The sequence below is a fragment of the Verrucomicrobiota bacterium genome (assembly GCA_016200005.1).
Classification (GTDB): domain Bacteria; phylum Verrucomicrobiota; class Verrucomicrobiia; order Limisphaerales; family PALSA-1396; genus PALSA-1396.
Genome location: JACQFP010000065.1, coordinates 20,259 through 37,703 on the forward strand (window position 1 = coordinate 20,259; position 17,445 = coordinate 37,703).

The window sequence follows — 17,445 nt, forward strand, 5'->3', positions numbered from 1 at the left end:
GCGGTGAAGTTACGCCACCGGTGGGTGCTTGAAAAGGTTTAAGATGGCCGGGGTTCAAACCGCGGCAGCCGGAAAATCGATGGCAAAAAAAAACGCCCAACTTCGTTCAAGTGGCTTGACAGCAAAAGTCCGTTTCCTAATCTCAGGGTGACGCTCAAGCTATTGTAAATCTTATCACCGAGTGACACTATGGACTTACATCATCCGATTCTGAAAGAATTCCCGGAGCACCGCGAGACAATCCGGAGACTCCGCGCCGGCGACGAGCAATTCCGGAAAATGTTCGAAGAATACCACCAGGTGGACGATGCCATCTATCGCATCGAGGAAGAAGTGGATTTCGCCACCGACCAGGAGATTGACGAACTCAAACTCAAGCGCGCCCGGCTCAAGGACGCGCTCTACGTCGCCGTCCGCCACGCCTCGGTGTACTGAGCCTTGCGGCGTTCCGTTTGCGGTCGGGCTGGCGTGAAATGTTCGCGCGTGATCCGCGCCCATTTCTTTTGTTCTTTCGAAACCAGCCGTCCGCCCGACCAGTCCGTCACCGCTCTGCCTCCTTACTGCGAATCGTGGATAGCTTTCCGCTTCTTCGCTTCTTCGATCACCCGCTGCTCCATTTCGCGCGGCATTTCCTCATAGTGACTCAGCTCTTCCGCGTGGACCCCGCGACCGCCGGTCAGCGACCGAAGGTTGCTGGAATAATGATAAAGCTCCTTCGCCGGAACGTGCGCCTTGATCACCTGAAATCCGCCGTTGGCCTCGATGCCTAGAATTTTTCCGCGCCGGCTCGACAAGTCTCCCATCACCTTGCCCATGCAATCCTCCGGGATGCGGATTTCCACAGTATCAATTGGCTCCAACAAAGCGGGGCGCGCGTTCAGGAAAGCTTCCTTGAATGCGAAATAACCGGCGATCTGAAACGCGATGTCCTTCGAGTCCACCGGGTGCATCTTGCCATCGTAGAAATCAATTTTCACGTCCACCACGCGGTAGCCGGCCAAGATGCCCTCAGTGCAGGCGTTCTGCACGCCTTTCTCGACGGAAGGCACGAACACACGGTCCACGTTCTGGCCGACGAGCGAATTGCGAAATTCCACGCCCGTGTCGCGCGGCTTCGGCTCGATGCGCATCCAGACCTCGGCGAATTGCCCGGCGCCGCCGGTCTGTTTCTTGTGACGGTATTTCGAGTCGCCACGGCCTTTGATGGTTTCGCGATACCGGACGCGCGGTTCGATCAGTTCGACGTGGACATTGTAACGGCGGCGCAGACGTTCGGCCAAAACCTCCAGATGCAATTCGCCCTGGGCGGAGATGATCGTCTGGTGAAGTTCCCCGTCCACAAAAAACAGAAACGTCGGGTCTTCCTCGTGCAACGCGGCCAGCCCGGAGGCGATCTTGTCCTCCTCGCCCTTCACGTTGCCCTTGAGCGAGGCGTGAATGTTGGGCCGGGGATACACCACCTTCGGCAACGTCACCGCGCGCTTGGCGTTGCACAGCGTATTGCCCGTGTGCGTGTCCCTGAGTTTAACGACCACCCCAATATCGCCGGGGCCAAGGGTATTGACCGCCTCGCGGGTCTGCCCGTTGAGCAGAAAAATCTGCCCCATCCGCTCGTTTGTCTTGCGGTCGCTATTGAACAAATCCATGCCCGTGGACACCGATCCCGCGTACGTGCGAAAGAACGACAGCTCACCGAAATGCGCTTCCGACATCGTTTTGAACACGTAAAGCACCGGTTCTTTGTCATCTAGCGCCACCTGCGTATCGGCGCCATTGGCGTCGAACGCCTTCACCTTGCGGCGATCGACCGGTGACGAGCCGTACTTGGCGATGAAATCCATCATCCGCGCGACGCCGACATTGGTCTCCGCCGACACGCAGAACAACGGGATGAACAACTCCTTTTGCACGGCCGCGTGAATGCCGCTGCGAAACTCCTCCTCGGACAAACCGCCTTGATCAAAATATTTATTCATCAACTCGTCGTCCGACTCGGCGATGTGCTCGATCAATTCGCGGTGCAGTTCCTTTGCCCGGGCATCCCATTCACCGGTGGCCGGTTCTTCCTTGTAGGTACCCTTCCCGTCCGTCGTGTAGGTAACGATCTCATTGCGCAACACGTCCAGGAGGCGGTTGAAGCCAGGGCCGGGATTCACCGGAACGTTCAACGGAAACACGTGACGGCCAAACCGCTCCTGCGCCTGGCGCAGCGTGGCTTCGAAATCCACGTTCTCCTTGTCCATCGCGTTCACGACGATCATTTTCGGAAGACCATAGCCGGTCGCATAATCCCACACCCGCTCGGTGCCGACGCCGATGCCGTGGTTGGCATGAATGACCACCAACGCGAAATCCCCGACGCGCAATGCGCCCAGTCCCTCGCTGATGAAATCGAGATAGCCGGGCGTGTCGATGATGTTAAACTTTTTGCCCATCCATTCGGTGTGCAAGAGCGACGCCGAAACGGAAATCTTGCGATTCCGCTCACTGACATGGTAGTCCGACACCGTTGAACCATCCGCGATGCGTCCCATTCGTTGAATGGCGCCGCCGCACGCGAGCATGGCTTCGCTGAGCATCGTCTTGCCCGAGGAAGCGTGGCCTACGATGGCGAAGTTTCGAATATCCGCTGGTTGATACGTTTTCATAAATTCAAGTGACTCGTTGGAGGATGGCGTTGGCCCGCGCGCGTGAGGGCGAACATCCTGCACGGAAAACAAGAAAGCCGGTTCAAACCTTTCTGTAGCGCGCCGCCAGATTTTTTCATCCACCCGCATTGTAGCCAATCTCCAGCGTGGCGGGAAGAAAAGTTTGTGCGGCCAGTTACGAATTCGGCCAACAATCGAATTGTCAAAGCCAGATCGGTCGGATTAGGCTGAGGCCCGATTCCTGAAACCAACAACCCATTACCGCCTTGAAAACTTATCGAGATTTGCTCCGCTTGCGAATTTGCCTGCCCGTGCTTGTTTTCATTTATTTAGCCAGCACCAGTCGCGCCAATCCGGTTCAGGAAAGGGGAGCGTTGACTTTTCAATCTGTCGATCAGGCTCATTTCCAATTTGGCGGTGTGCTTGGCCAGCGCATCGACGCCAACGTCGATAACTGGCTTTTGCGCGCGCCGATGGCCAACCCCGGGATGCTCGAAATGTTTCGCGTGCGCGACCGCACGCCGACGCCGAACCTCGTGCCGTGGGCCGGAGAATTCGTCGGCAAATACCTCATTTCTGCCATTCAAGCTCTACGCATGACCGACAACCCGGCGCTCAAGAAGCAAGTCGCTCAAGTCGTCGCCGAATTGATCGCGAGTCAGGCGGACGACGGTTATCTCGGCCCGTTTCCCAAGGCAATCCGACTGAAAGCCAACTGGGATTTGTGGGGACATTATCATTGCATGGAAGCGCTGTTGATGTGGCACGATGACACCGGTGATGAAGCCGCTTTGACGGCGTGTCGTCGCGCCGCCGACCTGATCTGCAAAACATTTTTGGATCAACCGCTGCGCGTCTTCGACGCCGGTTCGCACGAGATGAACATGGCCGTCATCCACGGACTCGGTCAGCTTTACCGCCACACCGGTGAAGCGCGTTACCTGCGGATGATGCACGAGATTGAAAAGGATTGGGAGCGGGCTGGAGATTATCTGCGCAGCGGCGTGAACGGTCTGGAATTCTTTCAATCGCCGCGACCGCGCTGGGAAAGCCTGCACGATCTTCAGGGATTGCTTGAACTGTATCGTATCACCGGCGAGGAAAAGTATCGCGCCGCGTTTGAACATCATTGGCGCAGCATCGCGCGGTGGGATCGTCACAACGACGGCGGTTTCTCCTCCGGCGAACAGGCCACCGGCAATCCCTACGCGCCCGGCGCCATCGAGACGTGCTGCACTATCGCGTGGATGGCGTTGAGCGTCGATATGCTCAAGCTGACCGGCGACCCGCGCGTCGCCGATGAGCTGGAACTCTCCACCTTCAACGGCGCGGCGGGCGCGCAACATCCGTCCGGGCGCTGGTGGACTTACAACACGCCGATGGACGGCGTTCGCGAAGCATCGGCGCATACGATTGTCTTCCAATCGCGCGCCGGCACCCCGGAACTCAACTGTTGCTCCGTCAACGCGCCGCGTTCGCTCGGTATGTTGTCGGAGTGGGCGCTCATGGCGGCAAGCGACGGGCTGGTTTTGAATTATTACGGCGCGGGAAAATTCAGCGGAAAACTGGCGGACGGAACACAGGTCAGCTTTACCGAGACGACTGACTATCTCCTGCTGGATCGCGTGAAAATAAAAGTCGAACTGTCCAAGGCGCAAACGTTCAACTTGCGACTGCGAATTCCCGGTTGGTCAAAGACAACGACGGTCCAGTTAAACGGCACGGCGACGGAAAATGTGAAGGCGGGAAGTTACCTAGAACTGAATCGTCGCTGGAAAAAGGGCGACGTTGTCGAACTGGAATTTGACATGGGGTTGCGCTTCGTCACCGGCGACCGTGAGACGGCGGGAAAAGTTTCGTTGTATCGCGGCCCACTGCTGCTCGCCTACGATCAACGCGACAACGACTTTGACGAGAACGCCATTCCGCCGCTGGATTTGGACCGACTGCGCGAGTCGAAGTTGGTGACGACTGGTAGCCGCCGAGGTAACGAGGCGGAGTCATCATCGCAAATTCCAAGCAAGAAAGTCCGCCTCCTTACGTCGGCGGCTACGACCGATATTTTATCGCCGTGGTTATTGCTCGACGTGACGGGCAAGGATGGTCGCCGACTTCGGCTGCGGGACTTTGCCAGCGCCGGTTGCAATGGCACGCGCTACAGATCCTGGTTGGTTGCAGAAAACTCGCCGCCACCGCCGGTCGTCACTCGAATTCCTGCGGACGGTGCGTCCATCACGACAGGAAAATCGTTGTTCAAGTGGACGACGAGAACGAATTCGATGTTGTCAGAATACCGGCTGGTGGTGTCTGACATGTCGGATTTCTCTCGGGCAGAGATTGAGATTAATGGCATCAAACCAAACCGTTTCGCCTTGGATGAAACCGAGAAACGGAAACTCTCTTCGGGTCGTTGGTACTACTGGAAAGTCATCTCGCGCAACCAAAGCGGCGAGACTGAAGGCGCGCAACCAGCGGCACGATTCAAGGTGGACGCTTCGCTTTCGCCCGCGCCCGAAGATTTGTCCGGCGGCAATACGGAGGGGCCGGGCGGCGTGTTAGTGAGCGCCACGTTGCACGGCAATCCTAAACCGGAATTCGGCCAATTGAAACGCGCCACAGATTTTCAACCAGCGACTGACCCGGACAATCAACCGGCTCACGCGGTCTCGTTGAACGGACAAGGACAGATGTTGGTTTACAGCCTCGAGGAATTTCCCGATGAAAATTATTCGGTGGCAGTGTGGGTCAAGCTCGACGCATTGCCCGAGAATCATCTCGGCCAGATTTTCAGCGCGTGGGCGGTGCCGATGGACGACCCATTGCGCGTGTGCATCGACAAAGGGAAACTGTTCGCACGTATCGAAGCGCAGCAAGGTTTCTCCACTGAAGGCGTTGCCATCGACACCGGACGCTGGCATCACGTCGCGGCAGTCAAGTCGGGCAACCAACTGACGCTTTATCTGGATGGTAAGGCGCGCGGGTCAGTCGGCGTTCCGGCGTACATCAATTCCGCCGCTCGAAGTATTGCGTTAGGCGGCAACCCGAATTATTCCGGCAATGAATTTCTGGCGGCGGAGTTTGCCGGGTTTGCCTTCTACAATCGCGCATTGACGGCGGAAGAAATCAAAGTGCTGGCGGCTCGTTGATGGTTTTGGGGAGCGCGCGCCGCTGGCGTGCCCACCGCTCCGTACACATCGGCCGCGTAAGCTCCCCAATCCGCCCAAGAACGAAGTTTGCCTTGTGAATCTTTGGAAAAAGTGGCAGACTCAGCCGGTAGAAAAAATGAAAGAGGGAAAGGCGAGTACGATGTTCACGCTAAATGAACTCATAAGACGAATGGTCCCGCATCTCTTCCTGCAACGATTGCTGGTGGCGACTCTTAGCAGCCAAGTCATCTGTGCGTCAACTATTCTGGCAAGTTCGCCTCCTGGCCAAGTGGTGGAGTGGGGTGATGTAATTATGCAGTATGTTGAGCCCCGGACGATATTTACCAACATCGGAGCAGGATTTACCCACAATCTAGCAGTGAAAAGTGACGGCACGGTTATCGGTTGGGGACAAAACTTCAACAACTACGGTCCAGCCATTGTGCCCACAGGGTTAAGCAACGTCGTGGCTGTTGACGGAGGACAATATCACAGTGTAGCGCTCAAAAGCGACGGCACGGTGATAGCCTGGGGAAGAAACAACCAAAATCAAACGAATGTGCCGCCGGGATTGAGCAACGTCGTGGCCGTTGCTGCAGGAGTCAGTTTCGGTGTTGCACTCAAGAGCGACGGTACAGTGGTCACATGGGGACTCCCGGGATCCATTCAGACGACTATTCCTCCCGGGGTAACCAATGTGGTAGCCATTGCATCGAGAGTGAATCACACCCTTGCGCTCAAGAGTGACGGCACGGTGGTTGGTTGGGGATTTGACACTTACGGTCAAGCGACAGCGCCTCCCGGCTTAAGCAACGTGATTGCAATTGCGGCGGGAAATTCGCACAGCCTAGCGCTTCAGAGCGATGGCACGGTCATCGGATGGGGAAACAATCCCAACGGTCAAACGAATGTGCCCGCGGGGTTGAGCAATGTGGTGAGCATTGCCGCAGGCCACAGTCATAGTTTAGCGCTCAAAAGCGACGGTACCGTCGTTTGCTGGGGAAGAAACAACGAGGGCGAGACCAATGTGCCTCCAGGGTTGAGTAACGTGGTGAGTATTGCCGGGGGGTTGCTTCACAGTTTGGCGCTCACAAGCGATGGCAGGGTAGTCGGATGGGGAGACAACACCTACGGTCAAAAGACGGGTTCCGATGCCTGGAGCGAAATCGTCGGTATCGCAGCGGGATCGTATCATGTCTTGGAGCTGAAGGGGGACGGTGGAGTGGTAGCGTGGGGAGCAAACGCTGTAGGTCAAGCAACCGTGCCTACCGGGTTGAGCAAGGTGCTGGCCATTGCCGCTAGCGCAAGCAACAGCGTGGCGCTATTGAGTGACGGCGCGGTGTTCGCTTGGGGATGGAACACTTTCGGTCAAACGAACGTGCCAGCAGGTTTGAGCAACGCGGTGGCTATTGCTGCCGGATTCGCCCACGTCTTGGCGCTTACCAGCAACGGCACTGTTGTAAGTTGGGGAGACAATACTTTAGGACAAACAAATGTGCGTGTCGGTGTGAGTAACGTCGTGGCCATTGCGGCAGGATATTTTCACCTGCTGGTTTAAGTAACATAGTAGCCATTGCTGCGGGAGGAGCTAGCGGGGCCAACTACGGCCACAACTTGGCGCTGAAAAGCGATGGCAAAGTGGTTGGATGGGGTGACAACGTTTTTGGTCAGACGAATGTTCCTGCTGGATTGAGCAACGTCGTGGCCATTGCTGCGGGAGGGAATCACAGCCTGGCGATAACGGCTAAACTCAGGATCAATTCCGTCAGACTAACGAACCAGATCCCAGCGATCGAGTTCCGCACATTTTCGGGTCAACTGTATTTAGTGGAGTACTCGCCTGGTTTCAATCCCGGCAGTTGGTTCCCGCTGCCAGGCAGCGATGTTTCAGGCAATGGCTACGATGCGCAGGTGACGGATACGAATGCTGTCGCTTTTGGTATGCGGTTCTATCGCTTGAAGCAGCAGTGATGGGAGTTCAGTCGGCACGGTGGCAGAAACTCGGCCTCCAAAGCTGTTTCGTTTTCTCCGTAGCAGCCGACGTCAGTCGGCTCACTTCCTTTGGAGCATGCAATAAATCAGAGCGGACTGACGTCCGCTGCTACAATTTTGAAGACTCACTTTCATCAAGAATATCAAGGCCGACGGAAGGTCATGGTTCTGACCTTCGCCTGAGCCGGCAACTTCTTTGCGTCGCTCAGCATATTGAGTGGGACGTATTGGCCGGTGGCCCAGAGGCGCATCAAATCGTTGTAGAGTGGACTGTCGGGGTCCTCGCTCTGGCCGCCGGGATAAATGCCGACGCTTTGATCGAGGTGACCGAAATCGACAATCATCCGCCACGACGCGCCACCGCCAATCGTGCCAACGTTGCTTCCCGGGTTGACTGTGAATTCGGTGCCGACCGTCGGCCCGCCGTCGCGGCTCAGTTCAGGTTGGCGGGTCAGCGAGCCAATCTTCAACTGGTTGATGTTGCCCCAGCGCCATTTTTCAACATCGTCGCCAAATTGTTTCTTGAGTGACGCGACCGCAGCTTCGAACGAACGTTGCATGATTTCCTTGCGGGTCTCGCGTTCGGGCGTGGCGCGGTCGTCGAACCAGATTGAACTCGGAAACTCGCGGGTCAGATATTCAAGGACTTCAAGCTCCGGCTCGCGATGGTTGCTGCCGCTGAAGCCCCACGAGCCGCCGGGCTGCTCGATGCCGCGGCTCATCCATTCGTCGTTCCAGACCTGACCGCGATAAACCTCAAACCAGCGCAGCCAGATGGCCGGGCCGATGACGTTGGTGTTCGCAACGTAATTCCACTTTTCAAGTTCCTGCACTGCGCGCTTCGTCAACGAGTCATTGAAGTTCGCCGTCTTGAGTTCCTCGAGCAGAAGCGGCACGAAGCGTTCGGCGGCCTTGTCGTAAGCGTCGCATTGAATCGGCTTCATGGTTTCGACGGTGAGTTTCTTGGCGGCGGTGAGCATGTCGTTGATGCGGCGGATGCGATAATTGCAGTCCCACATCCAGCCGAGATAATGCGGATAGTCGAGCGGCGTGGGCCGGGCGTTGGCGGAGGCGACGAAGTGATCGGCTGGATTGATTGCCAGCGGCAATTCGTTGCGCGGAATCATTCCCGCCCAGTCATCGTCGCCGCTCGCGCCCTCCATCGGGATGCGGCCCTGACCGCGCAATCGCAGCGGCAACGAACCGCACGGATGCAGGGCGATATTTCCCGCACGGTCGGCGTAAATGACGTTCATCGCGGGGACGGTCAGGTCATCGAGCGCGTTGAGGAACTGCTTGAGATTTTTCCCGTGCGAGATGCGCCAGATGGCGACGAAGTCTTTCGTTGGGCCGAGCCCGGTCCATTGGAGGGCGATGGTTCTCCCTTCACGGCTGATGATTGGCCCATGAACGGTTGAGTCGATGTTCAAGGTGTGTGGTGATTCCCCACGCACCGCGACTTGCTCTTTGGTGCGGTTGATTTTTTTCCATTCGCCGCGGTGTTTGTATTGCATGGCATCGGCGGAGTTGATGGTTTCCACAAACATGTCCACGGCGTCCGCCTGCAAGTTGGTGAAGCCCCAGCCGAGATCGTCGTTGTGACCGATGACGAAGCCCGGCCCGCCGGGGAACGTGACGCCGACGAGGTTCTCGCCGTTGACCGAAATGTGGCAGGCGTACCAGATCATCGGCAGGCTGAAGCCAAGGTGTGGATCGTTGCAAAGGATCGGCTTGCCGGAGGCGGTCTTGGTGCCGTCCACCGCCCAATTGTTGCTGCCGAAACTTCCGCCGCGCCCCAGCCAGCGGACGTTGGCATAACGTCGTAACGCCACCGTATAAGCCGGCGCGGCACCCGGCACAGGCGTGAGGGAAGCGGCGGCATATTTGCGGCGGTCGGCCTGTACTTTGACTGCCGACACTTCATAGGGTCGATCGATGGGCCAGAGTTCTTCGGCCGCGGTGACGCCCAGTTTTTCGACCATCAAGCCGAACCAGAGGTCGTCCAGCGTGCCGGATTGGTCCCAGCCCATGTATTTGGAAAAGACGAGCGTGTCCACCGGCGTCCAGGGCGCAGGCTTGTAGCCAAGCTTTTTGAACGGAGCGGGCAGGCCTTTCTCGCCCAGCTCGGCGATGCGCGCGTTGACTCCCTCAGCATAAGCGAGCAACTCGGCACGCAATTGGGCGGGCACTTCGTCGGAATTCCACACCGCCTCGCAACCCCGCCGGATGCCCAGTTGCCGGACGATGATGTCCGATTCGAGCGCGCCTTTGCCGAGAATTTCGGCCACGGTGCCCGAACCTTGCCGACGAAACAAATCCATCTGCCACAAGCGTTCGCTGGCGTGCAGATAGCCGAGCACACGCGCGGCGTCGGACCACGACTTCGCGTAAATGTGCGGGATGCTGTGATTGTCGAAATAAACTTTTACGCCGTCGCCCAGTCCCGCGAGGCCAACGTCATCGGAAGCACCGATGGCTGAGACGGAGCAAAGCCCCAAGCAGACACAGGTGAGCAACCCGACAAATGATCTCGCAGTTTTTTTCATAAGGGATTTTCGTTGGCCGATGATGAATTGGGTGGGCATGAAGTTTCCAGCCTAAAAAACTTCGTCAATCACAGAAAGCGTTCACGGAAAAGTGACGGCGAGTGGATTTACCGTTTGGTGTCCACGCTTTAGCGTGCGTTGGTCATGATGGCCGGCTAAAGCCGGGACAACAAACGGATTCTCCGCTCTGAGATGCGCTGCCACCCGATATGCTCCAGTATCTTTCCGGCATTGCCTTTGAAAGTAATTTCGATACGCTCCGTCGCAATTCAAAAATTATGACACAACAATTTGCGGACAAGGTGGCGCTGGTGACGGGCGGGGCCTCGGGCATCGGAAGGGTGACCGCATTGGCGTTGGCCAAGGAAGGCGCAAGGGTGACAGTCGCCGACGTCTCGGTCGAAGCCGGGGAAGCAACGGCCAAAATGATTTCTGACTCCGGCGGTCAGGCAATCTTTACGAAAACCGATGTCACCAAATCAGGGGAGGTGGAAGCGATGGTCAGCGAAACCGTCAAGAAGTTCGGGCGGCTTGACTTTGCGCTGAACAACGCTGGCATTGACGGCGTCCGCGCCCGCACCGCTGATTACCCGGAAGAAGTGTGGCGACAGGTGATCGACATTGATTTGACCGGTGTTTTTCTGTGCCTGAAGTACGAGCTTCCAGTGATGGCCAAACAAAAGGGCGGCGTCATTGTGAACTTGTCGTCAGTCGCCGGCGTCACCGGTTTTCCCGGGCACGCGGCTTACACCGCCGCCAAACACGGTGTCATTGGTTTGACCAAGACGGCGGCCATCGACTACGCGAAGGTAGGGATTCGCGTCAACGCCGTCTGTCCCGCATATACGCGGACGCCAATGATAACGCGCATGTTGGAGAGCCACCCGGAGTTTGAAGCCAAATTGATCGACCGGGTTCCGCTCAAGCGACTGGGCACGGCGGAGGAAATTGCACAGGCGGTAATTTATCTTTTCTCGGATGCCGCTGCCTTCATCACCGGCCACTCGTTGGTGATGGATGGTGGGATTGTGGCCGAATAAGCGCGGGCAACCATGAGCCTTCTATTTTTTGTGCGGCATGGCCAGGCTTCGTTTAATGGCGATGATTACGATCAGCTCTCGACGCGCGGTGTGGAGCAATCACGTCAATTGGGACTTCACTGGGCAGATTTGAATCTGATCTTCGATCGTGTCTATGTTGGTCCGCGCCGCCGTCACCAGCAATCACTGGAGGCGGTCGCCGCCGTGTATCGCGAGCGCGGACTGAACTGGCCTGAGCCGGTTGGATTGCCGGAACTGGACGAACATTCAGGCCAGGACGTTCTGAGCCGCTCGCTGCCCGATTTGATGCAACGCGATCCTGCCATTCGCGAAATGAAGGAAAAGCTGCGCAAGGATTCCGACACCGCGCAGCGCGATTATTTGCGACTCTTTCAAATGGTGACGCGGATGTGGGTGCGTCGCGAATTGAGTCTTCCTGATCTGGAGGCGTGGCATGAGTTTCGTGGCCGGGTCAATCGGGGGCTGGCCAAGATAACTGAGTCAGCAGGCAGCAAAAAGAAAGTCGCAGCGTTCAGCTCCGGCGGCCCCGTGGCGGCCGCAATGGGATTTGCGCTGAACCTCGAAGACGAAAAGACGTTGGAGCTGAGCTGGGTGGTTCGCAATGCCGCTTACACTGAATTCCTGTTTTCGCGCGGACGGTTTTCGCTGGTGACGTTCAATGCGGTCCCACATCTGACCAACCGGGATTTATTGACGTTCATCTGAAGCAAATCCGCTTCGATTGAACAGCGTCGTGATTTCAGACAGGCTCTGAACTGCGGGGCTCAAAAAAACATGAAAATTCATTTCGGATTTCGCAACCGGGCGAATATCGTTTCCGACGCGGGCAAACTGGCGTCCGCCAAGGCTGGGCCGGGTTACGTGTTGAGCAAGTTTGGCCTGGCCGGCCTGACGCAATGCCTCAACGCGGAGGAACGCGGGCATGGCATTCGCGCATGCGCCATTTTTCCTGGCGACGTTGACACGCCACTGCTTAACCAACGTCCGCAACCCCCCGACGCCGCCGCCCGCGCGAGGATGATGCGTGCCGAAGACATGGCGGGCTGCGCGCTGTTCTGCTTCAACCTTCCAACAACAACCTTCCAACGCACGTCATCGTCGAAGAAATGCTTGTGCGTCCGCGCTGAGTCTTAACGGCAAACCCGGTTCCGGCCTCGGACCCCCAAGCGGAACCGTTCACCTCCAATTATGGAGGCAGCGCCAAGATGCGCCTTCCGATATCGCCGTGCGCCTTTTGGTCTGGTTTTTCGCATTGAAGGGTAGAGCATGGCTTTTTCAATGAGTAACCCAATTGATCGCGAGGTGGCTGTCTTTAGTGCAGCCCGGCAATTGCCTGCCGGGGAGCGCGCCGCGTACCTGGACGAAGCTTGCGCCGGCGATGCGGCATTGCGGCAACGCGTCGAGGAACTCCTGCGGGCCACCGAGGAAGCAGGTGCTTTCCTTCAAGACGCCGCGCCCGGAGCGCAGCGGCGGGCGAATGCTTTAGCTCCTCCAAACCCTCCGCAGCATGTTGCGGCGCCCGGGCAAAAGGTTGGCGACCATATCGGCCGCTACAAGCTGCTCCAGCAAATCGGCGAAGGCGGCTGCGGTGCGGTCTATATGGCCGAGCAGGAGGAGCCGGTCCGCCGTCGGGTGGCGCTCAAAGTCATCAAGCTGGGCATGGACACCAAACAGGTCATCGCCCGCTTCGAGGCGGAACGGCAGGCGCTGGCGCTGATGGATCATCCGAATATTGCCAAAGTCCTGGAGGCCGGCGCGACAGACACGGGCCGCCCATACTTCGTCATGGAGCTGGTGCGTGGCATCAAGATCACCGACTACTGCGACGAGAACCATCTTTCCACGGAGGCGAGGCTCGACCTGTTCATGAAGGTTGCCCAAGCCGTTCAGCACGCGCATCAGAAGGGCATCATTCATCGCGACCTCAAGCCCTCGAACGTCCTAGTAGCGGACCATGACGGTTTGCCCGTGCCCAAGATCATCGATTTTGGCATCGCCAAGGCGACGACGGATCAGCGGCTGACCGATAAGACTTTGTTCACCGCTTTCGAGCAATTCATTGGGACGCCCGCCTACATGAGTCCCGAGCAGGCCCGGATGAGCGGCCTGGATATTGATACGCGGACGGACATCTACAGCCTGGGCGTGCTGCTCTACGAATTGCTCACGGGGAAGACGCCTTTCGACGCCCAGGACCTGCTGGCCGCGGGCCTGGACGAAATGCGTCGCACCATCGGCGAGCAGGAACCGGCCCGTCCCTCGACCCGCCTCAGCACGATGCTGGAAGGTGAACTGACAACCACCGCCAAACATCGCCACACCGACGCTCCGAAACTGGTCCATCTGATCCGTGGCGACCTGGATTGGATCGTGATGAAGGCGTTGGAAAAAGACCGCGCGCGCCGATACGAAACGGCCAACGGTCTGGCGATGGACATCGAGCGCCACTTGAAAAACGAGCCAGTCGTGGCTCGCCCGCCTAGCCGTCTCTACGAGTTTCAAAAGACCGTCCAGCGTCACAAGTTCGGCTTCGCCGCTGCGGGCGCCGTGGGCGTGGCACTGCTCCTTGGGTTGGCGGTTTCCATATCGCTGCTCGTCCAGGAAAAGGCCGCGCGCCAGCGTGCCAGCGCTGCTGAGCGGGAGCAGGAGCGTTTGCGGGAGTTGGCTCAAGCCAAAGAGCGAACTGCGCAAGCCAACGAGAGGAAAGCGCAGACCGAAGCCAGGAAGAGCCGGCAAGTAGCCCAATTCCTCAAGGACATGCTCCGCAGCGTTAGCCCGGAGGTTTCCTTGGGCCGTGACACAGCCATGCTGCGCGAAATTCTGGATCAGACCGCTCAGCGCGTGGGCAAAGAGCTACGCGACGACCCGGAAGTGGAAGCCGAACTGCGGAGTGTTCTCGGGACCACTTTTTGGGAACTGGGGGACCTCCACAGGTCCGAGGAAATGCACCGCGAGGCCCTGCGCCTCAACCGGTCGCGATTTGATGATACGAACCGAGTGGTTGCCGACTCCCTAAAAGATCTGGGCAGAGCGCTTTGCGACCAATCGAAGTTTGCCGAGGGTGAAATCCTGCTGCGCCGAGCCTTGGCGATTAATAAAATTCTAATGGGGGAGGAGGATCCTTATCTGATATGGCCCCTCTATGACCTGGCCGATGGTCTCGCAGCCCAAGGCAAGCTCGGCGAGGCCGAAGCGACGTACCGTGAGGCCATAAAAATACTCAGGAAACGGCCGGGCAACAATGGCCCGGATTTGATCACTTTGCTCGGCGGCTTGGTCCGTGACCTGCGCAGCCAGCGGAAATTGGAGGAGGCTGAAAGCCTGGGCCGGGAGGCGCTCGAGCTTAGCCGGAGATGTCCGGGCCCTGGAGACCTAAACCTGGCCACGGCTCTCCTCAGGCTTGCCATGGTGCTCCACGAGGAACAGAAGTTCCCAGAGGCTGAAAGGCTCGCCCGGGAAGGGCTGGCGATCCGCCGAAAGATAATGGGCAATGACCACCCGTGGGTAAGCAGCGCACTTGGCGCGCTAGCCCCAGTGCTTGAGGGCGCGGGCAAGCTGGCGGAGGCCGAAGCCGTGTATCGCGAGCGGCTAACGTACGATGAACACAGAGAGCAGGCATTGCAATCCAGGGGCGACCTGGGCCGCTGCCTGCTGAAACAGAAAAAATACGCCGAAGCCGAGCAGTTGTTTCTCTCCAGCTACCAGGGGCTGAGCGAGCGCCAGGACCGAATTTCCGCTGACGAGAAAGCTGCTCTGAATGGGACCGTTTATAATCTGGTGCAACTTTACGAAGAAACGCAGCGCCCCGACCAAGCCACCGAATGGGAGAAGAAGCTGGGCGAGTTCGATCACGCCTTAGTAGCCCAAAGCATTCCTGCCCGAGAGCGAGCGGCCAGCACAAATCTAATTGACCTGGGTTCGGTATACAATGCCACGCTGACGGCCTCCTGGCATGAATCCGGGTCGGCGTCAAACGACTTGTCCGAGCTACCCCGAGGCATCCAGATGTTCGCTGGAGTCCAGTTTGACGTGCGCGGACTAATCCAGCTCAGCGCCTCTTTTAACGGCCATAACAGATACCCAAACGAGGTTCGGGATATTCTGGTGCATCGCACCTGCCAGAAGCTGCACTTTCTGCACGCGGCCATATACGGCGGTGGTGCGCCAGACGGAACAAAGATCGGCAGGTACATCATCCACTACGCTTCTGGGACGCAGAGCGAGCTTCCCATCGTCATGGGCCAGTCACTGGGCGACTGGTGGACGCAGCTGGACGAGCAAGACAAAAGGTTCACGATCGCATGGGTGGGGGAAAACGCCGAATGCCGAAGACAGGGCAACACCATCCGTTTGTTCAAGAGCACGTGGGGGAACCCCGCTCCGGACGATACTGTGACTACCATAGATTTCATCGGAGATCAAAAAGGGCCAGCGCCTTTCCTAGTGGCAATCACGGTGGAGCCCTAACGGAGCGGAGGTTCTTTTTTATCAGGACCTCCAGGATTGCCGAGTAAGGTCTTGCATCCCATCGCTCCACCATTTGTATCGTCCGCGTCGGGAATCCCTGCTAAGTACCTCAGCCGTGAGCGACGTGACTCAAATCCTCACCGCCATCGAGCAAGGTGATGAGAAGGCCGCCGACAAGCTGCTCCCGCTGGTGTATGAGGAGTTGCGCAAACTGGCGGCGCACCGGATGGCGAACGAAGCGGCCGGTCAAACTCTCCAGGCCACGGCGCTGGTTCACGAAGCCTGGATGCGGTTGGTCGGCAAGGAAAACCCGAAATTTGAAAACCGCGCTCATTTCTTCGCCGCCGCTGCCGAGGCGATGCGCCGCATCCTCATTGACAACGCCCGCCGCAAGCGCGCGCTGCGTCATGGGGGCGGACAGCAGCGCGTTGAGTTTGAGCCGGCGGAGCTTGCCTCCGCGAGCGACGACGACCAATTGCTGGCCGTGAACGAGGCGATCGACAAACTCGCCGCGCAGAGCAAGCTCGAAGCTGAATTGGTCAAGCTGCGTTACTTCGTCGGTCTGACCCTCGAGGAAGCGGCCGAGGTCCTCGGCATCTCCGCGCGCACCGCCGACAACTACTGGGCCCATGCCCGGGCCTGGCTCTTTAGCGAACTCAAAGGCCAAAAGCATTGAACCTAGAAAAAGCAGTAGAAACCGCGAAACACGCGAAACACGCGAAAGAACAAGGGGTTGTCAGAGACCATTACTGCACTCGGAAGGTGAAGATTGCCGGTGCGAGAAATCAGGCGTTCCGGCTTTTGTTTTCGCGTGGTTTGCGTATTTCGCGGTCAATCTGAACTGCCGTTTTGAGGTTGAACAGGAGGTAACGGAGAGAACGGAGAGCAATCCGAAAGGAAACCTCTGTTTCCTCTGTTTGCTCCTGTTCAAAAGCTGCAAATGCCCACTTTCCGGCTTCTGACCTCTGCCTTCTGACCTCTGCCTTCCGCCTTCCGCCTTCCGCCTTCCGTCCTCTGCCCTCAGCCTTCCGCCTTCTGAATTGGTTTGCGCCTTCGTTCTTGGAATCTCGCATTGGTTAACGGTGGCCCCGTCCTGCATAGCAGAACTGCGGAGGATGGACAAATCAGCCCACACACTGGAAAAACTTAAAATGAAAACAAAAAACCTATTCCTCCTTCCGGCGCTGATCGCCGTAATCAACTTGATACCGGCGGGCCGCGTGACGGCGCAGTCCTTCACGACCCTGTATAGCTTCACGGCAACCGCTGATCCTTATTACACCAACAGCGACGGAGGTGGGCCGTGGGCCGGATTGATTACCAATTTATCGGGCAACACCCTGTATGGGACGGCATTGAGTGGCGGCAGTTCGGGCAATGGCACGGTGTTCGCCGTCAACACCGATGGCACGGGTTTTACGAACCTGCATAGTTTCACGGCACGCTCTGGCCCTAATTCTACCAACAGCGACGGAGCTAATCCGTGGGCCGGATTGGTTTTATCGGGCAACACCCTATATGGGACGGCGTATATTGGCGGCAGTTCGGGCAATGGCACGGTGTTCGCCGTCAACACCGATGGCAC

12 protein-coding genes are annotated in these 17,445 nt (G+C 57.8%); 10 read left to right on the forward strand and 2 right to left on the reverse strand.

Annotation, left to right across the window (positions count from 1 at the left end; translation table 11 throughout):
• Positions 1-189: 189 nt before the first annotated feature.
• A complete protein-coding gene (locus HY298_22225) occupies positions 190-435 on the forward strand; it encodes a DUF465 domain-containing protein (GenBank protein MBI3852979.1) in 246 nt (81 codons plus the stop codon).
• A gap of 122 nt (positions 436-557) precedes the next feature.
• On the opposite strand, the gene HY298_22230 is transcribed toward HY298_22225, so the two are convergent.
• A complete protein-coding gene (locus HY298_22230) occupies positions 558-2,648 on the reverse strand; it encodes an elongation factor G (GenBank protein ID MBI3852980.1) in 2,091 nt (696 codons plus the stop codon).
• Positions 2,649-2,914: 266 nt separating this feature from the next.
• Between HY298_22230 and HY298_22235 the strand changes: the two genes are divergently transcribed.
• From HY298_22235 to HY298_22245, 3 genes are all read left to right on the forward strand, one after another.
• Positions 2,915-5,794 carry a glycoside hydrolase family 127 protein gene (locus HY298_22235; protein ID MBI3852981.1) on the forward strand — a complete coding sequence of 960 codons (2,880 nt, stop codon included), beginning with the start codon at positions 2,915-2,917 and terminating at the stop codon, positions 5,792-5,794.
• Positions 5,795-5,888: 94 nt separating this feature from the next.
• Positions 5,889-7,352: a hypothetical protein gene (locus HY298_22240; GenBank protein ID MBI3852982.1), complete on the forward strand. Its 1,464-nt coding sequence runs from the start codon at positions 5,889-5,891 to the stop codon at positions 7,350-7,352.
• Positions 7,331-7,765, forward strand: coding sequence for a hypothetical protein (locus tag HY298_22245; protein ID MBI3852983.1), 435 nt, complete (start codon positions 7,331-7,333; stop codon positions 7,763-7,765). The genes HY298_22240 and HY298_22245 overlap by 22 nt, the downstream gene beginning before the upstream one ends.
• Before the next feature lie 164 nt (positions 7,766-7,929).
• On the opposite strand, the gene HY298_22250 is transcribed toward HY298_22245, so the two are convergent.
• Positions 7,930-10,332: a penicillin acylase family protein gene (locus HY298_22250; protein MBI3852984.1), complete on the reverse strand. Its 2,403-nt coding sequence runs from the start codon at positions 10,330-10,332 to the stop codon at positions 7,930-7,932.
• A gap of 278 nt (positions 10,333-10,610) precedes the next feature.
• On the opposite strand from HY298_22250, the gene HY298_22255 reads away from it, so the two are divergent.
• The 6 genes from HY298_22255 to HY298_22280 form a co-directional block, all read left to right on the forward strand.
• On the forward strand, positions 10,611-11,372 hold the full coding sequence (locus HY298_22255) for a glucose 1-dehydrogenase (protein ID MBI3852985.1): 762 nt from the start codon (positions 10,611-10,613) through the stop codon (positions 11,370-11,372).
• A gap of 12 nt (positions 11,373-11,384) precedes the next feature.
• Positions 11,385-12,098 (forward strand): histidine phosphatase family protein, encoded by a 714-nt coding sequence (locus tag HY298_22260; protein ID MBI3852986.1) that lies wholly within the window; start codon positions 11,385-11,387, stop codon positions 12,096-12,098.
• A gap of 69 nt (positions 12,099-12,167) precedes the next feature.
• Positions 12,168-12,527 carry an SDR family NAD(P)-dependent oxidoreductase gene (locus tag HY298_22265; GenBank protein MBI3852987.1) on the forward strand — a complete coding sequence of 120 codons (360 nt, stop codon included), beginning with the start codon at positions 12,168-12,170 and terminating at the stop codon, positions 12,525-12,527.
• Between the two features lie 132 nt (positions 12,528-12,659).
• Positions 12,660-15,860, forward strand: a complete 3,201-nt coding sequence (locus HY298_22270; protein ID MBI3852988.1) for a tetratricopeptide repeat protein — start codon at positions 12,660-12,662, stop codon at positions 15,858-15,860.
• Positions 15,861-15,975: 115 nt separating this feature from the next.
• Positions 15,976-16,536, forward strand: coding sequence for a sigma-70 family RNA polymerase sigma factor (locus HY298_22275; protein MBI3852989.1), 561 nt, complete (start codon positions 15,976-15,978; stop codon positions 16,534-16,536).
• 475 nt (positions 16,537-17,011) lie between these two features.
• The coding region (locus HY298_22280) for a hypothetical protein (GenBank protein MBI3852990.1) at positions 17,012-17,445 on the forward strand (434 nt) is incomplete at its 3' end.